This window comes from Paraburkholderia jirisanensis (assembly GCF_054782355.1).
The window spans coordinates 939,386-961,580 of the sequence record NZ_BAAGSQ010000025.1; the positions used below are offsets into that span (position 1 = coordinate 939,386).

At 64.2% G+C, this 22,195-nt stretch carries 17 protein-coding genes; 9 read left to right on the forward strand and 8 right to left on the reverse strand.

Annotated elements, in window-relative coordinates:
* The first annotated feature begins 73 nt into the window (after nucleotides 1-73).
* Together iaaH and ACYVNQ_RS15860 are read left to right on the forward strand one after the other, a co-directional pair.
* Nucleotides 74-1,522 (forward strand): indoleacetamide hydrolase, encoded by a 1,449-nt coding sequence (gene iaaH, locus ACYVNQ_RS15855; protein ID WP_460903448.1) that lies wholly within the window; start codon nucleotides 74-76, stop codon nucleotides 1,520-1,522.
* Nucleotides 1,523-1,537: 15 nt separating this feature from the next.
* Nucleotides 1,538-2,287 carry a CDP-diacylglycerol diphosphatase gene (locus tag ACYVNQ_RS15860; protein WP_460903449.1) on the forward strand — a complete coding sequence of 250 codons (750 nt, stop codon included), beginning with the start codon at nucleotides 1,538-1,540 and terminating at the stop codon, nucleotides 2,285-2,287.
* A 21-nt stretch (nucleotides 2,288-2,308) separates the two neighbouring features.
* Here ACYVNQ_RS15860 and ampC read toward each other — a convergent pair whose 3' ends face one another.
* Nucleotides 2,309-3,460: a class C beta-lactamase gene (gene ampC / locus ACYVNQ_RS15865; RefSeq protein WP_460903602.1), complete on the reverse strand. Its 1,152-nt coding sequence runs from the start codon at nucleotides 3,458-3,460 to the stop codon at nucleotides 2,309-2,311.
* A gap of 193 nt (nucleotides 3,461-3,653) precedes the next feature.
* On the opposite strand from ampC, the gene ACYVNQ_RS15870 reads away from it, so the two are divergent.
* Both ACYVNQ_RS15870 and ACYVNQ_RS15875 read left to right on the forward strand, forming a co-directional pair.
* Nucleotides 3,654-4,559 (forward strand): LysR family transcriptional regulator, encoded by a 906-nt coding sequence (locus tag ACYVNQ_RS15870; RefSeq protein ID WP_460903450.1) that lies wholly within the window; start codon nucleotides 3,654-3,656, stop codon nucleotides 4,557-4,559.
* 159 nt (nucleotides 4,560-4,718) lie between these two features.
* Nucleotides 4,719-5,810: a fatty acid desaturase gene (locus ACYVNQ_RS15875; protein ID WP_460903451.1), complete on the forward strand. Its 1,092-nt coding sequence runs from the start codon at nucleotides 4,719-4,721 to the stop codon at nucleotides 5,808-5,810.
* Nucleotides 5,811-5,912: 102 nt separating this feature from the next.
* Here the strand turns inward: ACYVNQ_RS15875 and ACYVNQ_RS15880 are convergent, their stop codons facing one another.
* The 3 genes from ACYVNQ_RS15880 to ACYVNQ_RS15890 all read right to left on the reverse strand — a co-directional run bounded on the left by ACYVNQ_RS15880 (nucleotide 5,913) and on the right by ACYVNQ_RS15890 (nucleotide 9,821).
* Nucleotides 5,913-7,424 carry an aldehyde dehydrogenase gene (locus tag ACYVNQ_RS15880; RefSeq protein WP_460903452.1) on the reverse strand — a complete coding sequence of 504 codons (1,512 nt, stop codon included), beginning with the start codon at nucleotides 7,422-7,424 and terminating at the stop codon, nucleotides 5,913-5,915.
* Between the two features lie 121 nt (nucleotides 7,425-7,545).
* Nucleotides 7,546-8,940 carry an MFS transporter gene (locus ACYVNQ_RS15885; protein WP_460903453.1) on the reverse strand — a complete coding sequence of 465 codons (1,395 nt, stop codon included), beginning with the start codon at nucleotides 8,938-8,940 and terminating at the stop codon, nucleotides 7,546-7,548.
* Between the two features lie 149 nt (nucleotides 8,941-9,089).
* The gene (locus tag ACYVNQ_RS15890; protein WP_460903454.1) at nucleotides 9,090-9,821 is read right to left on the reverse strand and encodes an enoyl-CoA hydratase/isomerase family protein; all 732 of its coding nucleotides are present in this window, start codon (nucleotides 9,819-9,821) and stop codon (nucleotides 9,090-9,092) included.
* Nucleotides 9,822-9,979: 158 nt separating this feature from the next.
* Here ACYVNQ_RS15890 and ACYVNQ_RS15895 point away from each other — a divergent pair, with 158 nt between their 5' ends.
* Complete coding sequence (locus ACYVNQ_RS15895; protein ID WP_460903455.1) at nucleotides 9,980-10,747, forward strand: GntR family transcriptional regulator; 768 nt, start codon at nucleotides 9,980-9,982, stop codon at nucleotides 10,745-10,747.
* Entirely contained in the window at nucleotides 10,747-11,538 is a 792-nt protein-coding gene (locus tag ACYVNQ_RS15900; protein ID WP_460903603.1) for a phosphate/phosphite/phosphonate ABC transporter substrate-binding protein, read from the forward strand. The genes ACYVNQ_RS15895 and ACYVNQ_RS15900 overlap by 1 nt, the downstream gene beginning before the upstream one ends.
* 9 nt (nucleotides 11,539-11,547) lie before the next feature.
* Here the strand turns inward: ACYVNQ_RS15900 and ACYVNQ_RS15905 are convergent, their stop codons facing one another.
* The 4 genes from ACYVNQ_RS15905 to ACYVNQ_RS15920 form a co-directional block, all read right to left on the reverse strand.
* The gene (locus ACYVNQ_RS15905) at nucleotides 11,548-13,599 is read right to left on the reverse strand and encodes an acetyl/propionyl/methylcrotonyl-CoA carboxylase subunit alpha (RefSeq protein ID WP_460903456.1); all 2,052 of its coding nucleotides are present in this window, start codon (nucleotides 13,597-13,599) and stop codon (nucleotides 11,548-11,550) included.
* A gap of 99 nt (nucleotides 13,600-13,698) precedes the next feature.
* Nucleotides 13,699-14,493 carry an enoyl-CoA hydratase/isomerase family protein gene (locus tag ACYVNQ_RS15910; RefSeq protein ID WP_460903457.1) on the reverse strand — a complete coding sequence of 265 codons (795 nt, stop codon included), beginning with the start codon at nucleotides 14,491-14,493 and terminating at the stop codon, nucleotides 13,699-13,701.
* 101 nt (nucleotides 14,494-14,594) lie between these two features.
* Nucleotides 14,595-16,202, reverse strand: a complete 1,608-nt coding sequence (locus ACYVNQ_RS15915; protein ID WP_460903458.1) for a carboxyl transferase domain-containing protein — start codon at nucleotides 16,200-16,202, stop codon at nucleotides 14,595-14,597.
* A gap of 53 nt (nucleotides 16,203-16,255) precedes the next feature.
* Nucleotides 16,256-17,437: an isovaleryl-CoA dehydrogenase gene (locus ACYVNQ_RS15920; protein WP_460903459.1), complete on the reverse strand. Its 1,182-nt coding sequence runs from the start codon at nucleotides 17,435-17,437 to the stop codon at nucleotides 16,256-16,258.
* 285 nt (nucleotides 17,438-17,722) lie between these two features.
* Between ACYVNQ_RS15920 and ACYVNQ_RS15925 the strand changes: the two genes are divergently transcribed.
* From ACYVNQ_RS15925 to ACYVNQ_RS15935, 3 genes are all read left to right on the forward strand, one after another.
* Nucleotides 17,723-18,508, forward strand: coding sequence for a TetR/AcrR family transcriptional regulator (locus ACYVNQ_RS15925; RefSeq protein ID WP_460903460.1), 786 nt, complete (start codon nucleotides 17,723-17,725; stop codon nucleotides 18,506-18,508).
* 749 nt (nucleotides 18,509-19,257) lie between these two features.
* Entirely contained in the window at nucleotides 19,258-20,592 is a 1,335-nt protein-coding gene (locus tag ACYVNQ_RS15930) for a glutamine synthetase family protein (protein WP_460903461.1), read from the forward strand.
* Between the two features lie 56 nt (nucleotides 20,593-20,648).
* Nucleotides 20,649-22,085, forward strand: a complete 1,437-nt coding sequence (locus tag ACYVNQ_RS15935) for an aspartate aminotransferase family protein (protein WP_460903462.1) — start codon at nucleotides 20,649-20,651, stop codon at nucleotides 22,083-22,085.
* The last annotated feature ends 110 nt before the right edge of the window (nucleotides 22,086-22,195 follow it).

The following is a 22,195-nucleotide window of genomic DNA, read 5'->3' on the forward strand; positions in this document are numbered from 1 at the left end:
TGCGATGCCGGCCAGGTGTGCCGCCGCGGCTGCAAGGGTGCGGCCGCACAGGTTCGACCCGGAGAACCCCAGCATGGCATGGACCGTCGACGAACAACTGGCGCTCACCGCAAGCGAAGCCGTAGCCGCCATCCAGGCCGGGCGGCTGCGCGCCACCGATTACGTCGCGACCTTGCTCGCCCGCGCCGCGGCGCTGTCGAGCCTCAATGCGCTGGTCGCCCTCGACATGGAAGGCGCGCTGGCGCACGCGCAGCGCATCGACGCATTGACACCCGCCCAGCGCGCGGCGCTGCCGCTCGCCGGCTTGCCGGTGGTCGTGAAAGACAACATCAATACGATCGGCCTGTCGACCTCGGGCGGCACACCTGCACTGGCGAACTTCACGCCGAAGCGCAATGCGCGTTCGGTGCAGCGTCTGCTAGACGCAGGCGCAATCGTGCTCGGTAAAGCGAACATGCACGAACTGGCGTGCGGCATCACCAGCACCAATCTCGCCGCGCACTGCGGGCCGGTGCGCAATCCGTACGACCCGGGGCTGATTCCGGGCGGCTCGTCGGGCGGCAGCGCGGTGGCAGTCGCCGCGCGCATCGTGCCCGTCGCGCTCGGCACCGACACCTCCGGTTCGAACCGGATCCCGGCTGCGCTGACCGGTGTGGTCGGGTTCCGCCCATCGGTCGGCAACGGCGTCAGCGAGCGCCGCTACCACGACCGGGACACCGTGCTGCCGCTCTGCCATACGCGCGATACGGTAGGCCCGCTGGCGCGCACGGTGGCCGACGTCGCGCTGCTCGATGCGGTGATCAGTGCCGAGCCGATACTGCCGCCGGTTGCGCTGAACCAGTTGCGCATCGGCCTGCCCGCGCCGCTGTGGGCCGACCTCGAGCCGACTGTGCAAGCCGTCGCGCGCGCCGCGCAGCACCGTCTCGCGGCAGCCGGCGTGAGCTTCGTCGAACTCGACCTGCCCGATCTGCTGGCGTTGAACGAACAGACACTGCCGATCGTCGCTCATGAAGTACTCGAAGACGTGCGCGACTGGCTGGTTGCCAACGACGCGCCGGTGCAAACCGTCGCGGAGCTGGCTGCTTCGATCGCGAGCCCGGATGTGTGCGACATCTTCCGCCACATGCTGGCTGACCCGTTCGCGCCGCACTATCGCGACGCCCTCACCGTGTGGCGCCCGCGGCTGCAGCAATACTTTGCGGCGGCCTTTGCCGCGCAGCGCCTCGATGCGCTGCTGTTTCCCACCACGCGCCTCGCCGCCGTGCCGCTCGACGAGATCAACGGTTCGTCGGTGGTGTCGGTAAACGGCACGGCGCTCGATACGATGGCCGCCTATCTGCGCAACACGGAGCCTTCGGCCAGTGCCGGCCTGCCCGGCCTGTCGCTGCCCGCCGGGCTCACCGCGGACGGCCTGCCGGTCGGCATCGAACTGGACGGACCGGTCGGCAGCGACCGGCGCCTGCTGGCGATCGGCATCGCCTGTGAAAACCTGCTCGGCGTACTTGCGCCGCCTACCATCTGACCGACCCTCACCTTTATGCTCGATCTCCTGCGGAGAACCCTGGCCGTCTCGCTGGCCGCGGCGGCGCTTGCCGGCTGCTCGTCACTGCCCGCCACCAACCCGAATGCGTTGTGGGAAATCGTCGACGGCCAATGCGTGCCGTCGCAGAAGGCCAACGGCACGCCCGGCAATTGCACGGTCGTGAACCTCGCGAAACACTACGCGATCCTGAAGGACATCTTCGGCCACACGCAGTACCTGCTGATTCCGACCGATCGCATCACCGGTATCGAGTCGCCGCTGATTCTCGCACCCGACGCGCAGGACTACTGGGTCGATGCGTGGGCAGCGCGGCGCTTCACCGAACAGCGCGCGAAGAAGACCATGCCGGACAATCAGCTCGGGCTGGAGATCAATGCGAAGGCGCGACGCTCGCAGTCGCAGCTGCATATTCATATCGACTGCATGCGGCCTGACGTGATCGGCATCCTCGCGCCGCATCGCGACGATGTGCTGGGTAAATGGCAATGGCTCATGCTCGATGGGGAGCGTTACCGGGTGATGCGGGTGGCGGATCTGGAAGGCGAGAACAATCCGTTCAGAGTGGTCGCGCGCGATCAGCAGGGGTCCGCTGCCATGGCGCAGCAGACCATTCTCGTGACGGGCACCGGCGAGACGAACAAGGACGGCTGGCTGATCGTCAACAGCGGGTTGAACGTCGAGAACGGCAGCGGCAACGCGGAGCGGCTGCTCGATCATGAATGCCGGATCGCGCAGCACAATTGAGCGGCTCGCCGCGCCGCCCATTCACTGCGCGGCGGCGTCGAGCGCGCCCAGAATCCGGTAGGCGGCCGCGACCCGGTCTGCGATCGGAAAATTGCGGTTGGCCAGAATCACGATGCCCATCCGCTTCGCCGGCACAAACGCCACATACGTGCCGAAGCCGTTGGTCGAACCGGTCTTGTTGATCCACGCTTGATCCATCGGCGGCAGCGGCGGATCGAAGGCTGTCACCGGCGTCGCGTCGCTCGCCATCGAAGGCCCATTGCCGGCCAGCAGCGTATTCAGCGCGACCGGATACGGATACTGTTCCCAGATCAGATCCTGCGTCATCGGCCCGGCCTTGAAGTAACCGGTGTGCGTCGCGACGATCGCGCGCTGTAGCGGCGCATCGAGTTGGAGCTGGTTCATGTTGGCTTCGATAAAGCGCAACATGTCGGCCGCCGTCGCCTTCACGCCATACGCTTCGGGCGCCAGCTCGCCGCCGGCCATACGAATCGGTTTGCCATTCTTCGTATAGCCTTGCGCGTAATCGGCGGCGCGCTCCAGCGGAACGTCGATAAAGCTGTTCTTCAGGCCGAGCGCAGGAAACAGCCGCTGCTCGATCAGCACCGTGAAATCCTGCCCCATGCTCTGCGCAGCGATCAGACCCAGCGTGCCGATGCCGGGGTTCGTATAGGTACGCGTCGTGCCCGGCGCATAGGTCGGGTGCCAAGCCTTGAAATAAGCGATCAGTTGCTGATCGTCGTGGATCTCGTCGGGCACCTGCAGCGGCAACCCACCCGGCGTATGCGTGCCGAGATTCAGCAAGCTCACGCGCCCAAACGGACTGCCGCGCAGCGCCGGCAAGTGCTGATCGACAGGGTCGGCCAGCGACAGTTGATGGTTCACCTGCGCCCACGCGGTCAGCGTCGCCGTGAAGGTCTTGCTCACCGAGCCGAGTTCGAACAGCGTGGCGCCCGTAACGGGCCGATGCGTTTCGAGCGACGCAAGACCGTAGTTGAACACCATCGGCTTGCCATCCACGATCACGCCGACCGCCACGCCGGGAATCTGGTCGCGGCGCATCATCGCGCCGATCGCTTCGTCTACCGCATGCCGCAGCGGCTCGCCGGGCTTGTCCGTCGCGCCGCGCGCGTGGCTTATACCCGGCGCGCCGCACAACGCACCCAGCAGCATCGCGAGCGCAGCCGCCCGCACGCCTTTCGCCCGAGCCGCAACAGCAGCTAATCCGCCCCCGCACACCCGAATCGTGAACTTGCGCCGCGTGACCATTGCTCCTCCTTGAAGAGCCGCCACTATCGCGCTTTCGCCAGCGGCTGACAAACGATGATAAATTGGCCTTTGCCCCAGAAAAACTTATGGCTCGATCATGCGACCTTATCTGCCGCTCAATGCATTGCGCGCCTTCGAGGCGGCGTCGCGCCATCTGAGTTTCACGCGCGCGGCGCTGGAACTGAAGGTCACGCAGGCGGCCGTCAGCCAGCAGGTCAGAATTCTCGAAGAGCGGCTCGGCACGACCCTCTTCAAGCGTCTGCCGCGCGGCCTCGCAATCACCGATGAAGGACTCGCGCTCTACCTCGTGCTCGGCGACGCATTCGATCGCATCGAGGCCGTGATGCGGCAATTCGAAGGTGGCCACTTCCATGAGGTGCTCACGGTGGGCGCGGTCGGCACCTTCGCGGTGGGCTGGCTGATGCCGCGCCTGAAATCGTTTGCAGCCGCGCATCCGTTTATCGAGCTGCGCATGATGACGAATAACAACCTCGTCGATCTGGCCGGCGAAGGCCTCGACTTCGCGATCCGTTTCGGCGACGGCACGTGGCCCGGCTCGCGCGCGCTGAAACTGTTCGATGCGCCGCTGTCGGTGCTGTGCGCTCCGGAACTCGCGCAACATCTGCATACTCCCGCCGATCTCGCCAGCGACACGCTGCTGCGCTCGTACCGCGCCGACGACTGGGCCAACTGGTTTCGCGCGGCGGGGCTCGCGCCGCGCCCCGTGCGCGGCCCGGTGTTCGATTCATCGCGTTTGATGGTGGAGGCGGCGCTGCAAGGCGCCGGCGTCGCGCTGGCACCGGCGTCGATGTTCGAACGCGATCTGGCACTGGGCCGCCTCGTGCGGCCATTCGACATCGACGTGCAGGCGGGCAGCTATTGGCTCACCTGGCAAAAGGCGAAACCGGCCACGCCGGCGATGCGCGCGTTCAACCAATGGATTCTCAAGGAAACGGGCAACCCCGCAGCGGACTCCGACAGAGCCACGCCACCGAACGCATAGCGCGTTTCCAGCAAAGCTTTGCGCGACAAATTGGTTCTGCCGACGAGGAACGGCGGATAGCATCGGTTTCAATGCGCAATCGGGCCTGCCTGACGGTTTCAGCACACCGCTTCAGGACCGCGCTTTTATGGACCGCGCCTTTACGGACCGACTTTGCCGATGGACGATCATCTCGACAACGCACAGCGTCAAACCCTGCGGACTCGCCGTAACAGCTGGACATGGCGCACCGAATGGCCGACGTGGCTGGTGCTTGTCGCGATCTACGCGGGCTGGTTCGGCGTAGCCGTTCATGCGCGCATGCTCGGTATTCCCGGCGCGCTTGCACTGTTCGCACTGCTGGGCGCGTGGTACATGTCGTTGCAGCACGAACTGATGCATGGCCATCCGACGCGCTGGCCGCGTCTCAACGCGTTGCTGGGCTCCGTGCCGCTGGCGGTGTGGCTGCCGTATCGCGTCTATCGCGAGTCGCATCTACGCCATCACGACAGCGCGCATCTGACCGGCCCGGAACACGACCCTGAGAGTTATTTCGTCAGCAGCGCTGCGTGGCAGCGCGCTCATCCGGTATTGCGCGCACTGCTGATCGCGCGCAATACGTTCGCGGGCCGTCTGCTGCTCGGCCCCGCGTTCTCGCTCGCCGCGACTGCACGCGACGCGGTGCGCAAACTCGCACAGCGCGACTTCAGCGATCTGCCGGCATGGCTCGCGCACGGCGCCGCATTGGCGGGATTGACGCTGTGGCTCGAACATGCGAGCGGCATCGCGCCGTGGCAGTTTATCGTCGGCGCCGGTTACCCTGCGCTCGCGCTGAGTTCGGTGCGCTCGTTTCACGAGCATCGCGTCGCGCACGAGCCGCGCCATCGCACGGTGATCAATGAGGCCGGCTGGTTCTGGCGCCTGCTGTTCCTGAATAACAACTACCACCTGGTCCATCACGACTTGCCGTATGTGCCGTGGTTCGCGCTTCGACATGTTTATCAGGCGTCGCGCCAGCAGTACATCGAGCGCTGCGGCGGCTTTGTCGTAAAGGGCTTTGGCGAATGGGCGAAGCGTTACGCGTTCACTGCGATCGCCCACCCGGTGCATGCGGACGATCTGTCGGTTTTCACGCGTCAACATGCGCCTGCGTCCAACAGAGTGGCGGGGCAAGCGCGGGTGAGTGGAAGTGGAAGCAGCTGGCCGCTGAGTCGCCACGAGGTTCATCGCGTCGCGACGGTCGAACACCAGCGCACGAGACGGGCTTTATAGGCCACGCTCGCGGGAAACCGGGGGGATGAGGTTTCGCGAAGAATACGGCACGCTGCCGCCATCGAGCGATGGCGGCAGCGTTAAAGGTACAACAGCTATCAGTTAGTTCAAACGCTTCAGCTGACCATCGTCCGCATACCAGTCGACCGTCTTGCCGCTCGTATTGACCGTCACCGCACGCGGTTCGCTAAACTGGTCGAACGATTCGATGCCGGTCTCGCGGCCCACACCGCTGTTCTTGAAGCCGCCCCACGGCGATGCCGGGTCGAGCCGGTGGTGGTCGTTCACCCACACCATGCCGAACTCCAGCTTGCTCGCCACGCGGTGCGCACGCGCCACATCGAGCGTCCAGATCGATGCGGCCAGACCGAACTGCGAGTCGTTGGCGATGCGCAGCGCGTCGGCTTCGTCCTTGAACGGCATCACGACCGTCACCGGGCCGAACACTTCCTCCTGGCCCATTTCGCATGCCGGGTCGACGTCGTAGAACACCGTCGGCTCGAGATAGAAGCCCTGCGACAGATGCGCCGGCACCTTGCCACCGGTCAGCAGCTTCGCGCCATCCTTCTGCGCGCGCTCCAGCATTGCGAGAATGCGCTGACGCGAACGGTCCGAAATCACCGGGCCCAGCTGCGTCTTCGGATCTTCCGGATCGCCGACGCGAATGCCCGCCGCCTTCGCGCGGAAGCGCTCGAGGAATTCCTTGTAGATGGTTTCCTGCACCAGGATACGCGCGCCGCACACGCAGGTCTGGCCCGCGCCGATAAACGACCCGAACGCCGCACCGTTCACTGCGCGTTCGAGATCCATATCGTCGAACAGGATCATCGCGCCCTTGCCGCCCAGTTCCAGCGTAGTCAGCGCAAAAGTGCGCGCCGCTGCTTCGCCGATCGAGCGGCCCACTTCAGTGCCGCCGGTGAACACCACCTTGCGGATCAGCGAATGTCTGGCCAGCGCCGCGCCCGCTTCACGTCCTTCGCCGTTCACCACGTTGACCACGCCCTTCGGCACGCCCGCTTCCTGCAGCAGACGCACGAGGCGCACGGTGGTCAGCGGCGTCTGTTCGGAGGCCTTGATCACCACGCTGTTGCCGGTTGCGAGCGCCGGCGCGAGGCTCTTCGACAGGATCATCAGCGGGTGGTTGAACGATGTCATCAGCGCGACCACGCCGAGCGGCACGCGCTGCGTGTAGCACAGGTACGGGCCTTCGATCGGGATCACGTCGCTGCGGCGCGTCAGCGCGAGTGCGGCGAAATAGCGGTAGAACTGTGGCAGACGCGAAATCTGCGCACGCGTCTCGGAGATCGGCCGGCCGTTGTTCAGCGTTTCGAGCCGGTAGAAGCTCTCGAGGTCCGCTTCGAACAGATCGGCGAAACGGTTCATGATGCGCGCGCGCTGCTGGATCGGCATGTCGCGCCATTCGCCGTGTTCGAAGGCGGTATGGCCGGCGCGCACCGCGCGATCGACGTCCGCTTCGGTGGCCGCGGCGAGGCTGCCGATCACGGCGCCGGTCGCCGGATTCACGATGTCCATCGTGCGGCCGTTGCTCGCGTTGGTCCACTCGCCGTCGATGAAGAGCTGCGCGTCGAGGTGCTGCTTGTTCAGTGCATCCATTGCGATTTTCCTTTAGGTTCCTTGCAGTTTTTCTTGCGCCCTGCTTGCGAGCGGCAGGCTATCGTCTGCCGTCAGGCGCGCAATACCTATGCGTTAAAGCGTCTATCTGTGTACGTATGCATTATTTGGTCGCCGAGACTCGCGCACCGGCATTGACGCCATCATGCGCGAGCGCCTCGCCCGGTTGCAGGTCTTCGAGGCGCTGGCCGGTCGGTTCCACACCGAGCCACGCCACCACCACGATCTGCACGGCGAGCAGGCTGATCATCAGCGCGAGCACGCCGATCACGCCATGCTGCGCAAACAGCGCAACGACGATGAACGGTGTGACGATCGTCGCGCCACGCCCCAGCGTATTGCAAATGCCGGACGCGCGCAGCCGCACTTCCGTCGGGAACAGTTCCGGCACGTACACGGCGAACAGCAGCGCGACCAGCACGTAGATCGGAATCGTCAGCAGCAGGCCGACCACCGGCAGCAACAACGGATTGCTGACGAACGGGTAGATCGCGCCGAACACGATCGCCATCAGCGACGCCGCGATGATGGTCTTCTTGCGGCCCCATGAATCAGCGGTGAAGGCGCCGATCGCCGAACCCATCGGTGCACCCAGCGACATCACGAGCGCATAGCCGAACGACTTCGCGATGCTGAAGCCCTGGTGCACGAAGAAGGTCGGCAGCCACGTAACGAAGCCGTACAGCAGCGTGTTGATCACGACCAGACACACGCAGCCGACGATCATTCGCTGCAGCATCATGCCGCTGAACAGCGAGCCGAAGTTCAACGGCTGCGCATGCGCGGGCTTGGCGACGATCACCGGCGCCGGCAGCGGCGTGCCGTGCGATACCGCCACTTCCGCCTCGATACGCTGCATGATTTCTTCGGCTTCCTTGTCGCGCCCGGACGACTCGAGCCAGCGCGGCGATTCCGGCAGCGCCTTACGCGCATACCAGACGGCAAGCGCGCCGATCCCGCCCAGCACGAACATCGCGCGCCAGCCGAATGCCGGGATCACCAGCAGACCGATCAGGCCGGCTACCGGCAGGCCGGTGACGACGAACACCGCCATCAGGCCTTGCAGCCGGCCGCGTTTGGCCGGCGGCACGAACTCGGCGAGCGTCGAGTAGCCGACCACGTTTTCCGCGCCGAGACCCACGCCCATCAGAAAGCGGCACGCGATCAGCACGCTCATGGTCGGCGCAAGCGCCGCGCCCAGCGATGCAATACCGAAGATCGCGAGGTTCGCCTGATAGGTGAAGCGGCGCCCGAAGCGGTCGCCGAGAAAGCCGGTCGCGAACGAGCCGATCATCATGCCGAAGAAGGTCAGCGACACGAACAGCGCGTTTTGCGCGAGCGTCGAGAAGCCGCTTTGCAGCGTGGCGCCCAGCACGGTCGACGCGACATAGATGTCGAAGCCGTCGAAAAACATGCCGATGCCGATCAGCCACATGATGCGGCGATGGAAAGGCGACATCGGCAGCCTGTCGAGTCTTGCTCCTGCGTTCACGTTCATGTACGTCTCCAGCCAGTTTCCGGGCGATTTCTTCTAGTAAGGGTGATCTTTTTCGGCGCGGGTCGAGTGCGTTCGGCTTGCTCCCGATCCGCGCGCACGGTGCGGCACGGTGCGGCGCATCAGCGCGCCGCGGCCCGGGCCTTGTCCGTTCAACGGCTTTGCATCAGGCGCAGGCTCGTGACAGTCAGCGTTTCGGTGGCGAAGCGGAAATTCTGCTCGAGCGAATTTTCTTCGGTCGACTGGAAGAACGCCTTGCACTGACGCGCGCCGGCTTCGTTCAACGCAACCACGCGCTCGATCAGCGCGTCGGTTGCCGAGGCCAGCAGGCCGGGCTCGCTGACCTGCGTGATCAGACCTGCGTCGAGCGCCGCGGCGGGCGACATCGGGTCGCCGAACAACACCATCGGAAACACCCGCTTGGGCAGCGCATAGCGGCCAAGATAAGCCATGATCGCGGCCGGCGGCAGCCCCGCTTTCATTTCGGGGAAGCCGAGTCGCGCATCGCTCGATACGATCGTGAAATCGCACAGGATCGCGAGGCCGAAACCGAAGCCGAGCGCGTCGCCCTGCACTTCGGCCACGCTGATCAGCGAGGTGCTGCGCAGCAGGCGCTTCAATTCGATCAACCGCGTCACTTCCGCGTGAATCGACGCCGCATCGCGGCCGGCCCGCTCGCGGCCCTTGCAGAACGCCGGGCCCGACGCGCGCAGCCGCAGCACGCGCGCGGCCGGCTCGATGGCTTCGCTGCGCAGTGCGGCGATCATCGCGTCGAACATCGGGCCATTGACCTCGTTGCCCGCGTCCGGATTGTTCAGCGTGAACGTGAGAACGGCGCCCTTTCGTTCGATTAGTACGGGTTGCGGCAAAGTAACGTGATCCACGTCATCTCCTGTGTTGTATAATCTGTATACAGCGTATTCAACGAATCCCGCGGTGTCAACTGGCAAACAAAACCAGACATTTCCGGCGCTAACAAGGGGCAGCGAAACTGCTCCCGGTTAGCCGCTGGGATAACATGACGCATCAACAGGAGCGCCCATTGCGAACCGCGAAAAAAACCGAAAGCCACGGCCATCGTGAGGCGCCGCACGAGGCGCCACATGAGCCGCCGCTCGATACGATCGGCCGCAAATACCATGCGCGCATGCGCACCGTGCATGCCGCCAGCGATTCATTGAGCGAAGGCGTGGTAGTGCCTGCGTTGCGCGAGGCGATTGTCGAAGGCGTGCTGGCGCCGGGCAGCCGCCTGTCGGAAGTGCAGGTCGCCAGGCAGCTGAACGTGAGCCGCACGCCGATGCGCGAGGCGTTCGCGCAGCTCGAGCGCGAAGGGCTCGTCACGGTGCTGCCGCGCATCGGCGCATTCGTGCGCTCGGTCACCACGCGCGACGTCGAAGAGATCTATACGGTACGCGGCGCGCTCGAGGGCCTCGCGGTACAACTGGCCGCCGACCGCATCACGGCGCTGGGCCGTGCGCAGCTCGACGACGTCGTGCAGGCGATGCAGGCGAGCGTCGAAGCCGACGATCCTTCCAGCTATGTCGATGCGCTCGACCGCTTCTATACCGTCGTGATGACGATTGCCGACAACAAGACCTTGCAGGAAAGCCATGCGGCGCTGATCGGCCCGGTAAGGCGCGTGCGGCGCATCGCGATGGCGCGCGGCGGACGCATGCGCGCGTCGTGCGAGCAGTCGGTACGGATTCGCGACGCGATCGTCAATAACGATCCGCGCGTGCAGGATTTGATGCGCGCGCAACTGCAGGGCGCGTGCAAAGCAGCGCTGGATGTACTGAATCAGGTCGGATGATGAGCCGCGTCGCCGCACTGCCGATGTATAACGTCACGCCCGCGCTTGCGCAGGGCTGGCGCGATCTGCTGGCAGATGTATTGCGCGCGGTCGATGGCACGGCGCGCATCGTCGAGCCCGGCGACGATCTGCCCGCGTTCTGGCGGCGCCGCGACCTGCTGCTTGCGCAGACCTGCGGCTATCCGCTGATGCACGGGCTGCGCGATGAAGTGCAACTGGTCGCCACGCCGTGCTTCGCGGCGCCGGGTTGCGACGGCAGCGATTATGCGAGCGTGCTCGTCACCCGCGCCGATGGACCGTTCGAGACGCTCGAGCAGTGCCGCGGTGCGCGCGTCGCGTTCAATCAGCGCGATTCGAATAGCGGCTTCAATGCACTACGGCACACGGTTGCACCGCTCGCACACAATGGCAGGTTTTTTAGCGCCGCATTGCGCACCGGTTCACATGTGGGCTCGCTGCAGGCGCTGGCCGATGGCCGCGCGGACGTCGCGGCCATCGATTGCATTACGATGGCCTTCGTACGCGACGAGCTTCCCGCACTTGCGCAAGCGGTACGCGAAATCGGCTGGACCCGTGCGTCGCCCGGCTTGCCGCTGATTGCGTCGCGCGACGTGGCGACACGCACCGTCGAAGCGCTGCGAACCGCATTGCACGATGCGGTCGCGGCGCAGCCGGAATGCGCGCGGCGTTTGAAGCTGAAGGGCTTCAACATCCTTTCGATGGACGACTACGCGCGCATCACACAACTTGAAAACGAAGCGATCGCGTCAGGCTATCCGGACCTTGCCTGATCGCGCGCGTCATTGCGGCTCCAGCACCAGCAACTGCGCACCGTCGGCCACCTGATCGCCGACCGCGTAGAGCACTTCAGTGATTTTGCCTGCAGTCGGTGCGCCGATCGTGTGCTCCATCTTCATCGCTTCCATCACGATCAGCGGTGCGCCCTTCTCCACCACCGCGCCTGCTTCGACCAGCACCGCGATCACCTTGCCCGGCATCGGCGCGGTCAGACGGCCTTCGCCATGTTCGGCATCCGCTGCGTGCGCAAGCAGGTTCTGCCATTCGAGTGCGAGCGTTTCGCCGTTGCAGAACACGTGGAACGTGTCGCCGTCGATAAACACGCGGCCTGTTGCACGCCTGTCGCCGAAACTCGCGCCGTATTCGTGCGGACCTGCGCCGCTCCACGATGCGAACGGTGCACGCTGTCCGGCGTGCTCGAGTGTGGCTGTTTCGCCGTCGCGTGCGAACGTGACGGTCAACGCTGCGTCGCTTTCGGTGTCGCGCCAGTTTAGCGTCTGCGTGTAGCCGCCGTTGAGCCGCCAGTGCGCGAGTGCGTCCCATGGCGACGTGCCGTGTGTCGTGCCACGCGCGGTACCGCCCTCGCGCGTCAACAAAGCCGCACAGGCGAGCGCGAGTGCCGCATCGGACGGCACGCGCGCCGGCGCAAACAGCTCGGCGTGATGCCGCTCGATCAACCCTGTGTCGAGATCGCCGCTCACGAACGGCTCGCTGGTCACGATGCGCCGCAGAAATTCGACGTTCGTATGCAAGCCCACCACCTCGCAAGCCTGCAACGCGCGGCTCATCCGCTGCAGCGCCTGCGCGCGCGACGCGCCGTGCACGATCAGCTTCGCGATCATCGGATCGTAGAACGGCGTGATCGTATCGCCTTCACGCACGCCGCTGTCGATACGCACGGGAGCGCGCGCACTGGCGCCGCTCGCGCCGGCCGATGCATCGTGCCGCGCGCCGATCGTGAACTCGACGCCCTCCGGCATGCGCAAATGCCTCAGCGTGCCCGTCGACGGCAGGAAGCCGCGCGCCGGATGCTCCGCATAAATGCGCGCTTCGATCGCATGCCCATCGATGTGCAGCGCCTGCTGCGCGCACGGCAGCGCTTCGCCGGCTGCCACGCGCAACTGCCATTCGACCAGATCGTGCCCGGTAATCATTTCGGTGACCGGATGTTCGACCTGCAGGCGCGTATTCATTTCCATGAAATAGAAATCGCCGCCTGTCATGATGAATTCGACGGTGCCCGCGCCGACATAATCGACCGCGCGCGCCGCGGCGACCGCCGCTTCGCCCATCGCGCGCCGCAGTTCGTCGGATAGCCCCGGCGCCGGCGCTTCTTCCAGCACTTTCTGATGACGCCGCTGCACCGAACAGTCGCGATCGAACAGATACACCGCGTTGCCGTGCGTATCGGCGAATACCTGCACTTCGACGTGGCGCGGCCGCGTCAGATACTTTTCGATCAGTACGCGGTCGTTGCCGAAACTGCTTGCCGCCTCGCGCTTGCATGATGCGAGCGCTGCCGCGAAGTCTTCGCTACGCTCGACCACGCGCATGCCTTTGCCGCCACCGCCGGCGCTTGCCTTCAGCAGCACCGGGTAGCCGATCGCGTCCGCTTCGCGGCGCAGCAGTTCAGGGTCCTGGTCGTCGCCGTGGTAGCCGGGCACGAGCGGCACCGCCGCGGTGTGCATCAACGCTTTGGCTGCGGCTTTCGAACCCATCGCGGCAATCGCGCTGACCGGCGGCCCGATAAAAACCAGGCCGGCGTCGGCGCAGGCTTGTGCGAAGTCTTCGTTTTCCGACAGGAAGCCGTAGCCGGGGTGCACCGCCTGCGCGCCGCTCGCACGCGCCGCTGCGATGATGCGCTCGATGCGCAGATAACTGTCGGCTGCCGCAGCGCCGCCGATATGGACCGCTTCGTCGCATGCGGCAACGTGCTTCGCGTGCGCGTCCGCATCCGAGTAGACCGCTACACTCGCTATACCGAGCCGCTTGCAGGTCGCAGCGACACGGCAGGCAATTTCACCCCGGTTCGCGATCAGGATCTTGTTGAACATGAAGTGTCTACCTTTGGCGGCTGGTGATTTGCTGTTGTCCGGCTTTTGTTTCGCTATTGTGTGTCAGGCAGGCGCAAGCGGATGGGGCGGCTGCACCGTTTAGCTGCGCCACGTCGGCGCCCGTTTGTCGAGAAACGACGCCACGCCTTCACGCCCCTCCGCACTCGCACGCGCCTGCGCGATGCGCCCGGCCGTGTCTTCGATCAGTTCCGTATCGATCTCACGGCCTGCGACGTCCTGCACCAGCCGCTTGCAGGCACGTACCGCCTGCGGCCCGTTCGAGCACAGGATCGCGGCGAGTTGCAGCACGGTATCGTCGAGCCTGTCTTCGGCCACAGCCTCGCTGACGAGGCCAAGCCGCAACGCAGTGGCACAATCGAATTGCTCGGCCGTCACGAAGTAGCGGCGCGCGGCGCGCTCGCCGAGTGCGCGGATCACATACGGCGCAATCGTTGCGGGGATCAGTCCAAGCCGCGCTTCAGACAGGCAGAAACGTGCGGAGTCGACCGCCACCACGATGTCGCATACGGAGATCAGGCCCATGCCGCCCGCGTAAGCATCGCCGTTTACGCGCGCGATGACCGGCTTGCCGCAGCGATAGATAGCGGTGAGCATATCCGCCAGACGCAACGCGTCGGCACGATTTTCGTCGTCCGAGTAGCTGGCCATTTTCTTCATCCAGTTCAGGTCCGCGCCCGCGCAGAAGGCCTTGCCGTTCGCGGCCAGCACGATCGCGCGCACGTCGTCGCGATGCTCCAGCGCGCGGAACACGACAGTCAGCTCGGCAATCATCGTTTCGTTGAACGCGTTGCGCACCTCGGGGCGATTCAGCGTGACGGTTGCCACCTGATGATCGAACGAGATTGTCAGTGTTTCAGGCTTGGGCTGTTCCATGTCGACACTCCTTTGCGCCGCTCGCTTGGTGCTTGCTTCTGCTGCCTACATCGTGCGCTTTACTTCCTGCGCTTTCCTTCCTGCGCTTTACATCCTGCGCTTCACATCCTGAACACGCCGAAGCGCGTTTCCTCAACCGGTGCGTTCATCGCCGCCGACAACCCGAGGCCGAGCACGTCGCGCGTCTGTGCCGGATCGATCACGCCGTCGTCCCACAGCCGCGCGCTCGCATAATACGGATGACCCTGCTCTTCATATTGCGTCCGGATCGGCTGCTTGAACGCCTCCTCTTCCGCGGCACTCCATGCGCCGCCTTTCGCTTCGATGCCGTCGCGCTTCACGGTAGCCAGCACCGAAGCGGCCTGCTCGCCGCCCATCACCGAAATGCGCGCGTTCGGCCACATCCACAGAAAACGCGGCGAGTACGCGCGCCCGCACATTCCATAGTTGCCCGCGCCGAATGAACCCCCGATGATCACCGTGAACTTGGGCACCTTGGCCGTCGCCACCGCGGTGACCATCTTCGCGCCATTGCGCGCAATGCCTTCGTTTTCGTATTTGCGGCCCACCATAAAGCCCGTGATGTTCTGCAGGAACACCAGCGGAATCTTGCGTTGACAACACAGCTCGATGAAATGCGTACCCTTCAGGGCCGACTCGGAAAACAGAATGCCGTTGTTCGCGACGATGCCAACCGGGTGCCCCCAGATATGCGCAAAACCGGTGACAAGTGTCGTGCCGTAGCGCGACTTGAATTCGTCGAAAGCGGAATCGTCGACGATGCGTGCGATGACCTCACGCACATCGAACGGCTTACGCGTATCGACCGGAATCACACCGTAGACGCTGCGCGGATCGTAACGCGGCGGCTTGGGCTCCTGCAGCGCGACCGGTACAGTCTTCGTGCGGTTCAGATTGCCGACGATGCTGCGCGCGATCGCCAGCGCATGCGCATCGTTCTGCGCGAGGTGATCGACCACGCCCGACAGCCGCGTGTGCACGTCGCCGCCGCCGAGATCTTCGGCGCTCACTTCTTCGCCGGTTGCAGCCTTTACGAGCGGCGGCCCGCCGAGAAAGATGGTGCCCTGGTTCTTCACGATGATCGACTCGTCGCTCATCGCCGGCACGTATGCGCCGCCCGCGGTACACGAGCCCATCACCACCGCGATCTGCGGAATGCCGGCAGCGGAAAGATTGGCCTGGTTGTAAAAGATGCGGCCAAAGTGATCGCGGTCGGGAAACACCTCGTCCTGATTCGGCAGGTTGGCGCCGCCCGAATCGACCAGATACACGCACGGCAAGCGGTTTTCCGCTGCGATTTCCTGTGCGCGTATGTGCTTTTTCACCGTGATCGGGTAGTACGTGCCGCCTTTGACGGTCGCGTCGTTGCAGACGATCACGCATTCCTGGCCGGCAATGCGGCCAATGCCGGTGATCACGCCGGCACCCGGCGCATCGTTGTTGTACATGCCGAACGCGGCCAGCTGCGACAGCTCGAGAAACGGCGTGCCCGGATCGAGCAGTTGCGCCACCCGCGCGCGCGGCAGCAGCTTGCCGCGCGACACGTGCCGGTCGCGCGCGGCCGCGCCGCCGCCGGCCGCGAGTGTGTCGATCTTGTCGCGCAGGTCGGCGACCAGCGCCTCGAGCGCCGCGGCATTGGTGCGGAACTCGTCCGCGCGCGGATTCAGCCTGGTTTCGATAACGGGCATTGAGCGGCTCTCCTGTTCTTCGGCGTACAGCGGCGTAGTGCTACGGGTTGCGCTTACATCGTTTCCGCAAACAACTCGCGGCCGATCAGCATGCGGCGGATTTCGCTGGTGCCCGCGCCGATTTCGTAAAGCTTCGCATCGCGCCACAGACGGCCGACCGGATATTCGTTGATATAGCCATTGCCGCCCAGAATCTGGATCGCTTCGCCGGCCATCCACGTGGCTTTTTCAGCGGTGTACAGAATCACGCCGGCGCAGTCCTTGCGCACCTGGCGCACGTGATCCTTGCCAAGCGTATCGAGCTGCCGGCCCACTGCATATAGATACGCGCGGCACGCCTGCATCGTCGTGTAGAGATCGGCGACCTTGCCCTGAATCAGCTGGAATTCGCCAATTGACTGACCGAACTGCTTGCGCTCGTGAATGTACGGCACCACCGCATCCATCACCGCGGCCATGATGCCGGTCGGGCCGCCTGCGAGCACCGCCCGTTCGTAGTCGAGCCCACTCATCAGCACCTTCACGCCGCCGTTCAACTGGCCGAGGATATTTTCCTGCGGCACCTCGACGTCCTGGAACACCAGTTCGCCGGTATGCGAACCGCGCATGCCGAGCTTGTCGAGCTTCTGCGCCACCGAGAAGCCCTTCATGCCCTTCTCGACGATAAACGCCGTGATGCCGCGCGGCCCGGCTTCGAGATCGGTCTTCGCATAAACGACCAGCGTGTCGCAATCCGGGCCATTGGTGATCCACATCTTGGTGCCATTCAGCACGTACCGGTCGCCTTTCAGGTCGGCGCGCAGCTTCATGCTGACCACATCCGACCCGGCATTCGCTTCGCTCATCGCCAGAGCGCCGACGTGTTCGCCCGACACGAGTTTGGGCAGATACTGGCGCTTTTGCGCTTCGGTGCCGTTGCGGTGGATCTGGTTCACGCACAGATTCGAATGCGCGCCATACGACAGCCCGACCGAAGCCGATGCGCGCGAGATCTCTTCCATCGCGACCATATGCGCGGTATAGCCGAAGTTGGCGCCGCCGTATTCCTCGGCCACCGTCATGCCGAGCACGCCGAGTTCGCCGAATTTGCGCCACAGGTCCATCGGGAACTGATCGGTGCGGTCGATCTCGCCGGCACGCGGCGCGATTTCCTTGGCTGCGAAGCCGGCGATGCTGTCGCGCAGCATTTCGATTTCTTCACCAAGCGGGAATTGCAAACCGGGCAGACTGCTCATTGTGTGTGTCTCCACGATCGCGCCGACGCGTTGCACAGTTTTGCTGCGCCCGCTTACCGGCATTTCCTGAGCGGCGCTCAGTATGGACGGCGGCCGCTGCTGCATCGACACGCGCCGATTCGCCAGGCCGCCTTTCAACGAAGCATTTCACGCCAGATTTACGTATGCGTCAATAGGTGTTTTTGAGCCTGACTCATAAAGCCAGATGGCGGTCTAGCCGCTTCCTTCATGCTAGTATCGGCAAGAACGGGCGTGCTCCGGCACCGAAATCTGAACTGGACTCATATGATGCGCATAGTGAAAGACGAAGCGCTGACATCGCGCCGGCAGCCGGCAGGGCGCAAATCGCAGCAGCGGGTGAAGGAAATTCTCGAAGCCGGCCGCGACGTGTTCGCCGAGAAAGGCTACGAGCGTGCCACCACCGCCGAAATCGCGCAGCGCCTGTCGATCTCCGAGGCGACCGTTTTCAGCTACTTCCGCGGCAAGCGCGAACTGTGTGCGCGTGTGATCGGCGACTGGTATGACGAGATCATCGAAGCGATCGAAGCCGGCTTGCCGCGCGACGGCAGCGTGCGCCAGCAATTCGCGTTCATCGTGCGTACGCACTTGCGGCTGATGCTGGTGAACGGCACCGGTTTGTGCTCGCTGGTGCTGTCCGAAGGACGCACCCAGCAGCACGAGTTGAGCGAAGCGCTGACCGGTTTGCACCGGCGTTATACCGCACCGCTGATGCACGTGCTGGCCCTTGGGCAGGCCACCGGCCAGATTCGCGCCGACATGCCGCTGCGCCTGTTGCGCTCGCTGGTGTTCGGGCCGATGGAGCATGTGCTGTGGGACGCGACGCTCGCCAACCGCCGCACCGATATCGACGCAACCGCGGAACGTTTGATCGACGTGTTGTGGTCCGCGCTGCAGCCGCCGGATGCGTCGCTCGCCGCACTCGCGCAATTCCGCCACGATGTCGCCGAAGCGACCCGCCGGCTCGAGCAGAACGAAGCCGTACATCAGACAGCGCCGGCTGTGCCGGCCGCGAAGCGATCGCGCAAGAGCAATGGCAGCGCGCCTGAATGATGCCAATCGACAATCGAACACCACCACGATTCCTCACGCATAGTGCTGCATGGCTCAGGGAAACTCCGCACGGGGCTTGCCTAAAAAGCAATTGACGCGATTTCCAGCTCATGTATATCCTGAGCGAAGGCAATCGCAGGGCTATCGAAAGGCTGGCATCTCGTCCCGACGTGAGATCCCCTGCCTCGTCATGCGATCCGCCCACGTGTGGTCCGTTTGAGCGCTGTGCGCGTTCAGGCGACGCATGTTCAAACTCCAACGTCGCCAGTCGAGTGTCATCGTGAAAGTCCGAGGCTCTTGGGTAAGGTGGAACCGCGATCCAGCTGCGAGAGGTCTTCGCATCGATCGCCCCAGCACCGACCGCAGCAGCGGCACGCATGCATTGCGCCGTTTCCTGTCGGTCTTCTCAATGCTTTCCCGCCGTTGCGTCAGGCGCCATAACGCCGTGCGCTCGCGCGCCTTCGTGCCCGTGCATTGCGACGGCGTGGCGTCGCTGCTGCCGTAGCACCCCTTCCCTGCTGCCACCTGTTTGACCACACCGTGCGCGCCGACGTGGCGCGCAAGGCGGCGTACGTGCGCATGCGTGCATCGGCGCGCGCTCCTGCAAAGCGGTGCGCTTCGCTGCGCTTTGCTGTTTTTCGCCGCTTTCCGTCGCACCCTGGATCCGCACCTCGCGTGCCGCGATCCATTGGCCGCGGCCGGCTGCTCACGCATATGCCGACCGCGCGCCAACCAAAGCGAGAACAATCATGAACGCGATCGACGAATTCCTGAAAAAGCATCGCATCACTGAAATCGAAGCGATCATTCCCGATATGGCCGGCATTGCGCGCGGCAAGATCATTCCACGCAGCAAGTTCGAAGCGGGCGAAGCGATGCGCCTGCCGCAGGCGGTGATGGTGCAAACCGTTACCGGCGACTATCCGGAAGACGGCAGCCTGACCGGCGTTACCGATCCCGACATGATGTGCGTGCCCGATCCGGCAACCATCCGCATCATTCCATGGGCCGTCGATCCGACCGCGCAGGTGATTCACGATTGCGTGCATTTCGACGGCACGCCGGTCGAGATTTCACCGCGTCGCGTACTCAGACGCGTGCTGGAGTTGTATGAAGCGAAGGGCTGGAAGCCCGTGATCGCCCCGGAGCTGGAGTTCTATCTGGTCGACATGAACAAGGATCCGGACTTGCCGCTCCGTCCGCCGGTGGGCCGCACCGGCCGCGCGGAGACCGGCCGTCAGGCTTATTCGATCGAAGCGGTCAACGAGTTCGATCCGCTGTTCGAAGATATCTACGAGTATTGCGACGTGCAGGAGCTCGAAGTCGACACGTTGATTCACGAAGTCGGCGCCGCGCAAATGGAGATCAACTTCCTGCACGGCGACCCGCTCAATCTCGCCGATCGCGTGTTTCTGTTCAAGCGCACCGTGCGCGAAGCGGCGCTGCGCCATCATATGTACGCGACCTTCATGGCCAAACCGATGGAGGGCGAACCCGGCTCGGCGATGCATGTGCACCAGAGCATCGTCGACAGCCATAGCGGCGACAACCTGTTTACCGGACGCGACGGCGCACCCACCGCGCTGTTTCACAGCTACGTGGCCGGCTTGCAGAAATACACGCCTTCGCTGATGCCGATTTTCGCGCCTTACATCAACTCGTACCGGCGCCTGTCGCGCTTCATGGCGGCGCCGATCAACGTGCAGTGGGGCTACGACAATCGCACGGTGGGTTTTCGCATTCCACACTCGGCGCCGGCTGCGCGGCGTATCGAGAACCGCATTCCGGGTGTCGACTGCAACCCGTATCTGGCAATAGCCGGCACGCTCGCGGCCGGCTATCTCGGCATGACGCAGCACCTGAGTCCAACCGAGCCGCTTGGTACCGATGGCTATCAGCTGCCCTACCAGTTGCCGCGCAATCTCGAGGAAGGCCTCACGCTGATGGCGGCGTGCGCGCCGCTCGCGGAAACGCTCGGCGAGCAGTTCGTCAAGGCATTCGTAACGCTCAAGGAAACCGAATACGAGGCGTTCTTCCGCGTGATCAGTTCGTGGGAGCGCAGACATTTGCTGCTGCACGTATAGCGTCAAACGCCCAATTGCCGTTTTGCTGGATTAGCCCAATACGTATGGGAACAATCATGAGTGACACCGTAAAAGAAGTCGCATCGGCCAGCGTTAGCGCCAATGCCGCCGCCACGCGGCCGCGTACTGCACGCAGCACCGCCGGATATCGCGCACTCGACGCCGCGCATCACATCCATCCGTTTTCCGACATGGGAGCGCTGAACCGCGCCGGCAGCCGCGTGATCGTGCGCGCCGAGGGCGTGTACCTGTGGGATTCGGATGGCCACCGCATCATCGACGGCATGGCTGGACTATGGTGCGTCAACCTCGGCTACGGCCGCAAGGAACTGGCCGACGCCGCGTGGCGCCAGATGCAGGAATTGCCGTTCTACAACACGTTTTTCAAAACCACGCATCCACCGGTGATCGAACTTTCGGCGTTGCTGGCAGAACTCGCGCCGGCCCCGTTCAACCATTTTTTCTATTGCAATAGCGGGTCGGAGGGCAACGACACCGCGCTGCGCATCGTTCATCGCTATTGGGCCACGCAAGGCAGGCACGCAAAGAAATATGTGATCTCGCGCAACAACAGCTATCACGGCTCGACGATCGCAGGCGCAACGCTTGGCGGCATGGACTATATGCACGAACAGATGCCCTCCCCCGTTCCGCATATCGTGCATATCGATCAACCGTATTTCTTCGGCGAAGCGGCACAGGACATCACGCCCGAAGCATTTGGCCTCGCCCGTGCACAGCAACTGGAGGCGAAAATTCTTGAACTGGGTGTCGAGAATGTCGCGGCGTTTATCGGTGAGCCTTTCCAGGGGGCCGGCGGCGTGATCTTTCCGCCGCAAACTTACTGGCCGGAAATCCAGCGCATTTGCCGCCAGTACGACGTATTGCTGATCGCCGACGAGGTGATCGGCGGCTTCGGACGCACCGGCGAATGGTTCGCGCATCAGCATTTCGGCTTCGAGCCGGATCTGATGACACTGGCCAAAGGATTGACGAGCGGCTATGTGCCGATGGGCGCCGTGGCTGTGCACGACAGGATTGCCGAAGCCCTTGCCGCGCATGGCGAATTCAATCACGGTATGACTTATTCCGGGCACCCGGTCGCGGCGTCGGTCGCGCTTGCGAATCTCACGTTGCTGCGCGACGAGGGCATTGTCGAGCGCGTCAGGAACGAAACCGGCCCGTACTTTCAGCGGCGCTTGCGCGAGACGTTCGCAGGGCATCCGCTGGTGGGTGAAATCGCCGGTACCGGGCTGGTGGCGGGCATTCAACTGGCCGAGGAACCCGCCACGCGGCGGCGCTTTGCGAATGGCGGCGAGGTCGGCGCGATATGCCGCGATTTCTGCTTCAACGGCGATCTGATCATGCGGGCCACCGGCGACCGGATGTTGCTGTCGCCGCCGCTGGTGATCACGCACGGCGAGATCGACGAGATCGTTGAGAAGGCGAAGCAAGCCATCGATGCAACCGCCCGGCAGACTGGAGCGGGCTAAACATCGTTTGGGGACATCAACGGACTGGCAGACCGTAGCGCACCGGGTAGAATTTCGACCGGCCCTGCTCGCGCTGGTAGTGCGAGCCTCGTAATGTACGGCAACCCAGA

Bases quoted from the DNA above. Each gene is read 5' to 3' on its own strand.
- iaaH (WP_460903448.1), top strand. From the start codon at position 74: ATGGCATGGACCGTCGACGAACAACTGGCGCTCACCGCAAGCGAAGCC.
- ACYVNQ_RS15860 (WP_460903449.1), top strand. From the start codon at position 1,538: ATGCTCGATCTCCTGCGGAGAACCCTGGCCGTCTCGCTGGCCGCGGCG.
- ampC (WP_460903602.1), bottom strand. From the start codon at position 3,460: ATGCTGCTGGGTGCGTTGTGCGGCGCGCCGGGTATAAGCCACGCGCGC.
- ACYVNQ_RS15870 (WP_460903450.1), top strand. From the start codon at position 3,654: ATGCGACCTTATCTGCCGCTCAATGCATTGCGCGCCTTCGAGGCGGCG.
- ACYVNQ_RS15875 (WP_460903451.1), top strand. From the start codon at position 4,719: ATGGACGATCATCTCGACAACGCACAGCGTCAAACCCTGCGGACTCGC.
- ACYVNQ_RS15880 (WP_460903452.1), bottom strand. From the start codon at position 7,424: ATGGATGCACTGAACAAGCAGCACCTCGACGCGCAGCTCTTCATCGAC.
- ACYVNQ_RS15885 (WP_460903453.1), bottom strand. From the start codon at position 8,940: ATGAACGTGAACGCAGGAGCAAGACTCGACAGGCTGCCGATGTCGCCT.
- ACYVNQ_RS15900 (WP_460903603.1), top strand. From the start codon at position 10,747: ATGAGCCGCGTCGCCGCACTGCCGATGTATAACGTCACGCCCGCGCTT.
- ACYVNQ_RS15905 (WP_460903456.1), bottom strand. From the start codon at position 13,599: ATGTTCAACAAGATCCTGATCGCGAACCGGGGTGAAATTGCCTGCCGT.
- ACYVNQ_RS15910 (WP_460903457.1), bottom strand. From the start codon at position 14,493: ATGGAACAGCCCAAGCCTGAAACACTGACAATCTCGTTCGATCATCAG.
- ACYVNQ_RS15915 (WP_460903458.1), bottom strand. From the start codon at position 16,202: ATGCCCGTTATCGAAACCAGGCTGAATCCGCGCGCGGACGAGTTCCGC.
- ACYVNQ_RS15920 (WP_460903459.1), bottom strand. From the start codon at position 17,437: ATGAGCAGTCTGCCCGGTTTGCAATTCCCGCTTGGTGAAGAAATCGAA.
- ACYVNQ_RS15925 (WP_460903460.1), top strand. From the start codon at position 17,723: ATGATGCGCATAGTGAAAGACGAAGCGCTGACATCGCGCCGGCAGCCG.
- ACYVNQ_RS15930 (WP_460903461.1), top strand. From the start codon at position 19,258: ATGAACGCGATCGACGAATTCCTGAAAAAGCATCGCATCACTGAAATC.
- ACYVNQ_RS15935 (WP_460903462.1), top strand. From the start codon at position 20,649: ATGAGTGACACCGTAAAAGAAGTCGCATCGGCCAGCGTTAGCGCCAAT.